Source organism: Aliiroseovarius sediminilitoris (assembly GCF_900109955.1).
In the GTDB taxonomy this organism is placed as follows: domain Bacteria; phylum Pseudomonadota; class Alphaproteobacteria; order Rhodobacterales; family Rhodobacteraceae; genus Aliiroseovarius; species Aliiroseovarius sediminilitoris.
The window spans coordinates 944,154-953,660 of sequence record NZ_FOJB01000001.1 but is presented as its reverse complement, the minus strand read 5'-3'; the positions used below and the strand labels follow the sequence as shown (position 1 = coordinate 953,660).

Annotated in this window: 8 protein-coding genes; 4 read left to right on the top strand and 4 right to left on the bottom strand. The window is 60.2% G+C overall.

The features are described 5' to 3' along the window. Together BMY55_RS04725 and BMY55_RS04720 are read left to right on the top strand one after the other, a co-directional pair. Positions 1 to 1,902: a beta-galactosidase gene (locus tag BMY55_RS04725; RefSeq protein ID WP_091428754.1), complete on the top strand. Its 1,902-nt coding sequence runs from the start codon at positions 1 to 3 to the stop codon at positions 1,900 to 1,902. Further along, positions 1,899 to 2,876, top strand: a complete 978-nt coding sequence (locus BMY55_RS04720; protein WP_177179287.1) for an aldose epimerase family protein — start codon at positions 1,899 to 1,901, stop codon at positions 2,874 to 2,876. The genes BMY55_RS04725 and BMY55_RS04720 overlap by 4 nt, the downstream gene beginning before the upstream one ends. 4 nt (positions 2,877 to 2,880) lie before the next feature. Here BMY55_RS04720 and BMY55_RS04715 read toward each other — a convergent pair whose 3' ends face one another. The 4 genes from BMY55_RS04715 to BMY55_RS04700 form a co-directional block, all read right to left on the bottom strand. After that, positions 2,881 to 3,978, bottom strand: coding sequence for an ABC transporter ATP-binding protein (locus BMY55_RS04715; RefSeq protein ID WP_091428749.1), 1,098 nt, complete (start codon positions 3,976 to 3,978; stop codon positions 2,881 to 2,883). A 5-nt stretch (positions 3,979 to 3,983) separates the two neighbouring features. Further along, positions 3,984 to 4,877: a carbohydrate ABC transporter permease gene (locus tag BMY55_RS04710; RefSeq protein ID WP_091428747.1), complete on the bottom strand. Its 894-nt coding sequence runs from the start codon at positions 4,875 to 4,877 to the stop codon at positions 3,984 to 3,986. Next, the gene (locus BMY55_RS04705; protein WP_091428745.1) at positions 4,870 to 5,742 is read right to left on the bottom strand and encodes a carbohydrate ABC transporter permease; all 873 of its coding nucleotides are present in this window, start codon (positions 5,740 to 5,742) and stop codon (positions 4,870 to 4,872) included. The genes BMY55_RS04710 and BMY55_RS04705 overlap by 8 nt, the downstream gene beginning before the upstream one ends. Before the next feature lie 63 nt (positions 5,743 to 5,805). Beyond that, positions 5,806 to 7,050 (bottom strand): ABC transporter substrate-binding protein, encoded by a 1,245-nt coding sequence (locus BMY55_RS04700; RefSeq protein ID WP_091428744.1) that lies wholly within the window; start codon positions 7,048 to 7,050, stop codon positions 5,806 to 5,808. Positions 7,051 to 7,271: 221 nt separating this feature from the next. Here BMY55_RS04700 and BMY55_RS04695 point away from each other — a divergent pair, with 221 nt between their 5' ends. Together BMY55_RS04695 and BMY55_RS04690 are read left to right on the top strand one after the other, a co-directional pair. Beyond that, positions 7,272 to 8,006: a response regulator transcription factor gene (locus tag BMY55_RS04695; protein ID WP_091428742.1), complete on the top strand. Its 735-nt coding sequence runs from the start codon at positions 7,272 to 7,274 to the stop codon at positions 8,004 to 8,006. Next, on the top strand, positions 8,006 to 9,454 hold the full coding sequence (locus BMY55_RS04690) for a sensor histidine kinase (protein WP_091428740.1): 1,449 nt from the start codon (positions 8,006 to 8,008) through the stop codon (positions 9,452 to 9,454). Before BMY55_RS04695 ends, BMY55_RS04690 begins: the two co-directional genes overlap by 1 nt. Positions 9,455 to 9,507 lie beyond the last annotated feature (53 nt).

Sequence of the window (9,507 nt, the reverse complement as noted above, 5' to 3'; positions counted from 1 at the left end):
ATGAAACGCACGCTTGGCACCTGCTACTATCCCGAACACTGGCCCGCGGAAATGTGGGAGGACGACGCCCGGCGCATGGCCGGTGCGGGCCTGACATGGGTGCGCATCGGCGAGTTTTCGTGGTCGCGGCTGGAACCCACACCCGGGGATCTGCATTGGGATTGGCTGGACCGCGCGCTTGATGTGTTGGGCGCGGCCGGACTGCGCATCGTGCTGGGCACCCCCACCGCCACGCCGCCGCGCTGGATGGTCGACCGCCACCCCGACATGCTGGCCGTCGACGCCGATGGCCGCCCACGCAGGTTCGGGTCACGGCGGCATTACTGTTTCAGTCATCTCGGCTATCGCGATGAAAGCCGCAGGATTGCCCGCCTGATGGCCGACCGCTATGGACGCAATCCGCATGTCGCTGCGTGGCAAATCGACAATGAATATGGCTGTCACGACACCACGATTTCCTATTCCGACGCGGCCCGTGCCGGGTTTCGCGATTGGCTGGCGCAGCGATATCAGTCGGTTGACGCGCTGAACCGCGCATGGGGCAATGTGTTCTGGTCCATGGAATATGCCAGCTTCGACCAGATCGACCTGCCCAACCTGACCGTGACCGAACCCAACCCCGCCCATGTGATGGATTTCCGGCGCTATAGCTCTGACATGGTGGTTGCGTTCAATCGGGCGCAAGTGGATGAAATCAGGCCCCGCTCGGACGCGCCGATTTCGCATAACTACATGGGGCGGATCACCGATTTCGACCATTTCGTGGTCGGCGCGGATCTTGAGATCGCCACCTGGGACAGCTATCCCCTTGGCTTTCTGGAAGATCGCGTGGGGGCCTCCGCCACCCATCAACGCGCCTTTGCCCGGCAAGGTGACCCCGATTTTCAGGCGTTCCACCATGACCTTTACCGCGCGGTGGGGCGTGGACGCTGGTGGGTGATGGAGCAACAGCCGGGCCCGGTGAACTGGGCACCTTACAACCCTGCCCCCCTGCCTGGCATGGTGCGCCTGTGGACGTGGGAGGCCTTCGCCCACGGAGCCGAAGCCGTATGTTATTTCCGCTGGCGGCAGGCCCCGTTTGGGCAGGAACAGTTGCACGCGGGCCTGTTGCGTCCCGACAGTCAGGAGGCCCCCGGCCTAGCCGAAGCCCGGCAGGTCGCAGAAGAGCTTGATGACGCTTCAACCGTGCAGCCTTCGCAAGCGCCCGTTGCGCTGATCTTCGATTATCAGGCGGATTGGGCGTGGGCCACGCAGCCGCATGGGGTGGGGCTAAGCTATTTCGGGCTGGTGTTCGATCACTACCGCGCGCTCAGACGGGCGGGCCTGTCGGTGGATATTCTGTCCCCCGATACGCGCAACTTTGATGGCTATGCCCTGGTATTGGCCCCCGGCCTGATCCATCTGGATCCAGACCTCGCATCCGCCTTGTCAACAACCGACGCACAGGTCGTCTATGGTCCGCGCACGGCGGCACGCGATCAGTTTTTCAACATTCCAACCCCTTTGCCTCCGGCGATTTCGGGCTTGAGCTTTACTGTTTCACGCATTGAAAGTCTGCGGCCCGATATGCCCATCGGGCTGAGCGGTGGGGGTAGCGTCCAGCACTATTTCGAAGAAATCGAAGGCGATGCCGAGCGGCTTTTGATCACCGACACGGGGGGGGCCGTGGTGCTGGCTCGAGGGAGGCAGATCTATTGCGGCGGATGGCTGGACGATACGGGGCTGGACCGTCTGACCGCCCTGCTGGCCGATCGCACCGGGCTGGACATTCTATCTCTGCCCGAAGGGTTGCGCTGTCGCAAAACCGCGACCGAGGAGTTTTGGTTCAACCACACGACCAAAACCATCAACACTCCGCACGGGCCACTGGGCCCGGCCGGCGTGCTGCGACACGCGTTGTGATCGAGACCCTGAACACGATAGATCGGCACGGCGCGCCTGTTCACGCCGTCACCTTGCAATCGGACGGGTTGCGCACGCGGATACTGACCCTTGGTGCCAGCCTGCAAGACCTGCGGTTGGATGGTGTCCAGCATCCGCTGATCTTGGGCTATGACGACCCTGCCGATTACCTCGCCAACCCGGCCTATCTGGGCGCGGTGGTGGGGCGGGTGGCCAACCGCTTGTCAGCGGGCGCGATCACAATTGACGGGCGTCGCTTCGTGCTGGACCGCAACGAGGGCGACACGACCTGCCTGCACGGAGGGCGCGACGGGTTCAGTCACCAGAACTGGCAGATTATGGATCATTCGCAAGGCCACGTCACACTCAGCCATACCTCGCCCCATTTGCATATGGGGTTTCCGGGGCAGTTGACCGCCACTGCGGCCTATCGGCTGAGCGGCACAAGTCTGGCGCTGACCCTGACCGCAACCACGGATGCCCCGACCGTGTGCAGCCTGGCGCCGCATATCTATTTCAACCTCGACGGATCGCCTGACATCGGCCAGCACCGCCTGTCGGTCGCCACCAAACATGTGCTACCAGTAAAGAAGGGGTTGCCGATTGCAGGCCCCGTTCACGCGCAAACACTGGGGCTGGACCTCACCCGCGCTGCGACGATCCCCGAAGGTCTCGATCACCACTTCTGTCTCGGCGACGCCGCGCAACCGTTGCGCAGGGTGGCCGAGCTGTCCACCGACACCCTGTCGATGTCCGTCGACACCACCGAGCCAGGGGTGCAGGTCTATGACGGATCGGGCTTGAGCGTGACACAAGGTGGGCTGGAGGGGCGCAGCTATGGCAGGCGGGCTGGCATCGCGCTTGAACCGCATCGTTGGATCGACGCGCCGAACCAGCCGTGGCACAGACAAACCGGTTTACGCCCGGGCAAAACCTATCGGGCGCAATCGGTTTTCGGCTTCACGATGCGTTGAAACATCAGTTCAGTCGCTGCCCGCTGTCCGGTGCGAAATAGGACACTTTGCTCATGTCGATGGACAGGTTCAGCATCTCGCCCGGTGTCGCGACGGTTTCGGCGTGCAGACGTGCCGTAACCTGTTTGCCGCCCAGTTCCGACACGACGTAAGTGTCCGCCCCGGCGGGTTCGACCATGTCCACGAGGCACGTGGCGTCCTGCACATCCGCACCGGCACGAAACCCTGCCTCGGCGATGTCTTCGGGGCGCAGGCCCAGGATCACATCTTCAGGCAAAGCAGGCGCGTGCTTGTCCACAAGCACGAGGGGTTCGCCGATGCCGCGCGCAATCTCGATCTGCGCACCCGCGCCGCCTGCCCGCGCCTTGGCCGGGATCAGGTTCATCGCAGGCGAGCCCATGAAATCGGCCACAAACAGGTTCGCAGGCTTGTTGTAGATCTCGGCGGGCGATCCGATTTGCTGGATCACCCCGCCTTTCAGGACCACGATCTTGGTGGCCAGCGTCATCGCCTCGATCTGGTCATGGGTCACGTAAACCATCGTCGCGCCAAGGGTCTGGTGAAGTTTTTTGATCTCGGACCGCATTTCGACCCGCAACTTGGCGTCGAGGTTCGACAGGGGTTCATCAAACAGGAACAGCTTGGGATCACGCACCAGCGCCCGGCCCATCGCGACACGCTGCCGCTGACCACCGGACAGCTGACCGGGACGGCGGTTCAGAAGCTGTTCGATTTGCAACTGACTGGCCACTTCGTTCAGCTTGCGCGTCTGGGTTGCCTGATCGACACCGCGCACCTTCATCCCAAAGGTGATGTTCTTGGCGACGCTCATGGTCGGGTAAAGCGCATAGGACTGGAACACCATCGCGATGTCGCGGTCCTTGGGACTGACATCAGTCATGTTTTTACCGCCTATCATCAGATCGCCGCCGGTGATCGGCTCAAGCCCCGCGATGCAGTTCAAAAGCGTGGATTTTCCGCAGCCCGAGGGGCCGACCAGCACAAGGAAGTCGCCGGGTTCGATCGCGATGTTGATGTCCTTCAGGATCTCAACCGGACCATAGTTCTTATAGAGGTTCTTGATTTCAAGAATGGGTGCCATGGGTCTTATCCCTTTACAGAGCCCGCGGTCAGTCCGCGGATGAAGTATTTGCCAGCGACGATATAGACAAGCAGCGTCGGCGCAGCGGCGATGATCGCGGCGGCCATGTCGACATTGTATTCCTTAACGCCGGTGGTCGAATTCACGATGTTGTTCAGGGCCACGGTCACGGGTTGCGTGCCGGCCTGACTGAAGGACACCCCGAACAGGAAGTCGTTCCAGATCTGTGTGAACTGCCAGATGACGGTTACAACGATGATCGGCAGGCTAAGTGGCAGGAAGATCGACCAGAAGATGCGGAAGAACCCTGCTCCGTCCACCTTGGCCGCCTTTGTCAGTTCCGACGGGATCGAGACATAGTAGTTGCGGAAAAACAGCGTCGTGAAGCCGATTCCATAGATCACGTGGACAAATATCAGCCCCGGAATGGTGCCCGCGATCCCCATCAGCCCCAACAGACGCGCCATCGGCAGCAAGACCACCTGAAACGGGATGAAGCAGCCAAACAACATCAGCGCGAAGATGATGTTCGCGCCGGGAAACCGCCACTGTGCCACCACATAGCCATTGATCGCGCCGATGAAGGTCGAGATCGCGACGGCTGGCACAGCCAGCATCACCGAGTTCCAGAAATACGGGCGCAGCCCCTCGCACTGGATGCCGGTGCAGGCACCGGACCACGCGGTTTTCCACGCGTCGAACGTGACTTCACGCGGCAGAGCCACAAGGCTTCCGGTGCGGATTTCTTCGAGGCTTTTCAGCGAGGTTGTGACCATCACGAAAAGCGGCATCAGATAGTAAAGCGCGAAAAGACCCAGCAGAGTGTAGAGCAACCAGCGCAAAACGATCTTTCCGAGCGCGCCGCTTTTCTTTGCGGAAGGATAGGCAAGATCAGTCATTTTTGGCTCGCAGTTCCGAATAGAGGTAAGGCACGACAATGGTGAACACGACCAACATCATGATCATGGCCGAACTTGCCGCCTGACCGATGTCACCGCGCGAAAACGCCATCGCATACATGTAGGTTGCGGGCAGATCCGTCGCATAGCCCGGACCGCCACCCGTCAAGGCGATCACAAGGTCGAAGCTCTTGATCGCAAGGTGGGCAAGCACGATGAAAGCGGACATGAAGATCGGCCCCATCGACGGGATGATGATCGCCGAATAGATGCGCCATGTGGGGATGCCATCCACCTGCGCAGCCTTGATAATCTCTTCATCCACGGACCGGAGACCTGCCAGAAACAAGGCCATAACGAAGCCAGAGCTTTGCCAGACGGCAGCCAGCACAATTGTGTAAATCGCGTAGTCGGGATTGACCAACCAGTCGAACGAGAAGGTCTCAAACCCCCAACTTCGCACGGTCGCCTGAATACCCAAACCGGGGTTTAGAATCCATTTCCATGCGGTGCCGGTCACGATCATCGAAAGCGCCATGGGGTAAAGGTAGATGGTGCGGATCATGCCCTCGGTGCGGATTTTCTGATCCAGAAGAATGGCAAGAAGCAGCCCGAGAACCATGGCGATGATGATGAACAGGGCACCGAAAATGAACAGGTTGTTCATCGCCGTATCCCAGCGCGGCGAGGCAAACAGGCGTTCGTATTGTATGAAGCCGTCGATTTCGTATTTGGGCAGCAGACGCGAACGGGTCAACGAGACCCACGCCGTCCAGGCAATAAATCCATATACAAAAACGAGAACGGCGATGAAGGAAGGTGCCAGCACCATCTTGGGCAGGTGCGTTTCCAGCCATTTTGTCATCAGATCTATCCCCGGATGGCTTCGCCCCCTGCCCGGAAGTGGGAGGGGACGAAGTGGTCGGTTTTACATGCTGTTGGCGACAGCGTCGGCCAGCATCTGAACAGCGTCAGCAGACGACATGTCCGAGTTGAAATGCGCGGTCACAACGTCGGTGATCGCACCGGCCTGCGCACCGCGCAGCGCCATTCCGTGAGCATAGCTGGGCAGAAGCGAGCCATTGGCGGCGCTGGCGTTCATGTCCGCAGACGAGGTCAGCGCACAACTGTCGAATTCATCAAGCGCGACGTCAACACGGGCGGGGATCGACCCTTTGTTCAGGTTGAACACCTTCTGGAAGTTCTTCCCGACGATCAGCTCAGCCAGCAGGTCTTGCCCGGCCTTCTTGTCGTCGCCATCCACCTTGAACATGGCAAAGCTGTCCACGTTGTAAAGGAAACCATCCCCTGGCGTGGATTGACACAGGAAGTCCTCGCCCGGCACTTTGCCAGCGGCAAGGAATTCGCCCTTGGCCCAGTCGCCCATGATCTGGAAGGCAGCTTCGCCATTCATGACCATCGCAGTGGCAAGGTTCCAGTCACGACCCGAGAAGTTCTCGTCCACATAGCCGCGCATTTTGCGCATCTGGTCAAACACGGCAATCATGCCATCCGACGTCAGGGTGTCGGTGTCCAGATCGACAAAAGCTTTCTTGAACCCGTCCGGGCCAAGAATGCCAAGCGCCACGGCTTCAAAGACCGTTGCGTCCTGCCAAGCCTGCCCGCCATGGGCCAGGGGGATGACACCGGCGACCAACAGCTTGTCGGCGGCGGCGTTGAATTCGTCCCACGTGGTCGGCATGGCGATGCCGTTGGCATCCAACACATCCGCATTGGCCCAAATCCAGTCGATCCGGTGCACGTTGACCGGGGCTGCACACCATGTGCCTTCGCACTTCATGTGGTTCGCGATTGATTCAGGCAGCACATCTGCCCAGCCATTCGCATCAGCCACCGACGAAATATCGGCCAGCACGCCTTCTTCATACCATTCCTGGATGGCAGGGCCTTTCAACTGAACGGCGGTGGGTGCATTGCCTGACAATACGCGGGCACGCAGGGCTGTCATGGCAGCATCTCCACCACCGCCAGCCACCGGCATGTCCGTCCAGGTGCCGCCTTTGGAAGCGAATTCTTCCTGCAGGACAGCAACGGCCTTGGCTTCGCCACCCGAAGTCCACCAGTGCAGCACTTCGGCTTGTGGTTCGGCTTGAGCCAAATTACTTGCCATGAAGGCAAATGCGGATACGGCCGCGAAAGCGGTTCTTTTCATCTTAAAATCCTCCCATTATCTGCCACCCTCCTCGGCGGCGATAACGACAGCATGCGCCCCAGAGCCGAGTCGCGGCAACGGTCAACCGCAGCCACATCCGCGCCGCAATGCAGTTTTTCCGCCGATCTGTTACAGCTTGTTACCTAATTCTTGATTCTGTTGCCGGTTGTTACAATGGCTGCACCAAGGGGCCGGTCCCGACCGGAGGGAGAGATTGACCAGTGACCATTCCACGTCTTCTTGTTGTCGACGACGATGCAGACATGCGATCCATGATGACTCAGTTCCTGCGGCAGCAAGGTTTCATCGCCCTGCCAGCCGCATCCGAAAAGGAAATCCGGGGTCATCTTGAAGCCGGACGGATTGATCTGATCCTTCTGGACGTCATGCTGGGTGATGAAAACGGGGTCGAGATTTGTGGCCGCTTGCGCAGCGAACAGGATGTTCCGATCATTCTGGTCTCGGCCCTGTCCGCCGATCATCAGCGCATGGCCGGCTACGAGGTTGGGGCGGATGATTACATCGCCAAACCGTTCAATCCGCAACTTCTGTTGGCGCGGGTGCGCGCCGTGCTGCTTCGCGCCCATCGCACGCCGTCGCTGGCCTATCGCCGTCGCGTGTCGGTCTTTCATTTCGGGGGGTGGATCTACGATGGCAAGCGCGACGAAGTGCTGTCGCCGGAAGGGTTTCAGGTCGCCTTGTCCCAACGCGAAACCGCGCTGTTGCAGGTGCTGCTCGCAAATCCCCACATACCCTTGACGCGCGAGGAAATCGCCGCGGCCCTGGACGTAACCGGCGACGGCAACCAACCCGAAGCCACCGGGCGCGCCATTGACGTTCTGGTCGGGCGGCTTCGGTCGAAGATCGAAAAAAACCCAAAGGACCCACTGATGCTGCGCACCGAACGAGGCACGGGCTATGTGTTCACGGTCGATGTGTCTGTGAAGGGCAATTGATGTCGCGCGGTCTTTCCTTGCGGCGTGTCGGCGGGGTGTGGGTTGCGTTGGCGTTTTTGGCCGGTATTGCTTCTGCCACTCTTTGGCTGGGATCGGTGCGCGCCTGGGATCGGCACCTGTCGCAAGCCTATGCGGCAGGGTTCACAGTTTATGAAGCGTTGCGGCTTGGCGTGCCACCGGGTGATCAGATCTCTATCGCGCCGTTGTCACGTGAGGACACTGCGACAGCCACGATGGGCGATTTCACACGGCTGCCCGACACGCCAAAGCCCGGCTACGTGACCAATATGTCGATCCTGACCAGACCCGCGTCACCGACGGATCGGGCGGTTCTGACCCTTGGGATTGTGTCCGATGAACTGGTCTATCCGATTTCGGATATCGTGGCGAGCAGCGACCCCATTCCGGCCGGACGTTTTGGTCAACTGACGCGCCTTCTGGCCACCTATTGCAGCGAGCCGGTTATCTTTGCCCGCTTCGCCGACAAACCTTGGCAGCGTATTGATGGCACTGACATCTGGGGCTGCAACACGGCGCCGGCCGATCTGCGCGTGCCCGCCGCGATTGCTGCAATCATCGCCTTGGCAGCACTTCTGACCCATGTTGGCAACACCACGTCCAGCTTCGAAAACTTTGCGCAAGCCCTTCGTGTTCGCCGTCGTGTCGGTGGCCCCGAAAGCTATGACATCGAGGGGCCGACCGAACTGCGCAGTATAGTGGCCGCTGTGAACTCCTATCTGGAGGCCGAGCGCGCGCAGCTTGCCCAGCGCGCCATGGTCTTGTCAGGTGTCAGCCACGATCTGGGCACGCCTGCCACGCGGTTGCGGCTGCGCGCGGCGCTCATCCCTGACGCTGCCCTGCGCGGCAAGCTGGAAGCGGATATCGACCAGATGACGGGGATGATCGAAAGCGTCCTGACTTATACAAGGTCAGAAATCAACGCCGAGGAACCACGCCAGCTGTCTCTCACATCGCTAATCGAGGCGTTGGTGGCGGATTATCAAGACACGGGCAGCCCCGTCTCGATACGCCATCAGGATCCGGTTGTCATCGAAGGTGGCGCATCGGTATTTATGTCGCGTCGTGGTCACAGCCAGATGCCCGACGAACGTCGTGTGTTGGTGACGGCGCGCCCAATCTCGCTTCAGCGGGCGATTGCAAACCTTATCGACAATGCGTTGAAATACGGACGGCGTGCCATGGTCGAGCTGCAAACAGATGCCGAGACGGCAACCATCATCGTTGAAGACGAAGGATCAGATTACTCGGTCGCGGATATTGAACGCATGATGGCTCCGTTCGAGCGCGGCGAAAACGCGGTTAACGTCGGAGGTTTCGGATTGGGGCTGACGATTGTCGCAACGGTCGCCAACCAACACGGTGGCACGCTGAGGTTCGAAACCGGGGCAAAAGGGCTGCGGGCGCTTTTTTCCATCCAACGAACCTGATCGAGGTGTAGGGGTCGCCCGACACCAGTGGAGCCGGACAACCCAATCACGTA

Coding starts and splice junctions, on each gene's coding strand:
- BMY55_RS04725 (WP_091428754.1), top strand. CDS start 1: ATGAAACGCACGCTTGGCACCTGCTACTATCCCGAACACTGGCCCGCG.
- BMY55_RS04710 (WP_091428747.1), bottom strand. CDS start 4,877: ATGACTGATCTTGCCTATCCTTCCGCAAAGAAAAGCGGCGCGCTCGGA.
- BMY55_RS04700 (WP_091428744.1), bottom strand. CDS start 7,050: ATGAAAAGAACCGCTTTCGCGGCCGTATCCGCATTTGCCTTCATGGCA.
- BMY55_RS04705 (WP_091428745.1), bottom strand. CDS start 5,742: ATGACAAAATGGCTGGAAACGCACCTGCCCAAGATGGTGCTGGCACCT.
- BMY55_RS04715 (WP_091428749.1), bottom strand. CDS start 3,978: ATGGCACCCATTCTTGAAATCAAGAACCTCTATAAGAACTATGGTCCG.
- BMY55_RS04690 (WP_091428740.1), top strand. CDS start 8,006: ATGTCGCGCGGTCTTTCCTTGCGGCGTGTCGGCGGGGTGTGGGTTGCG.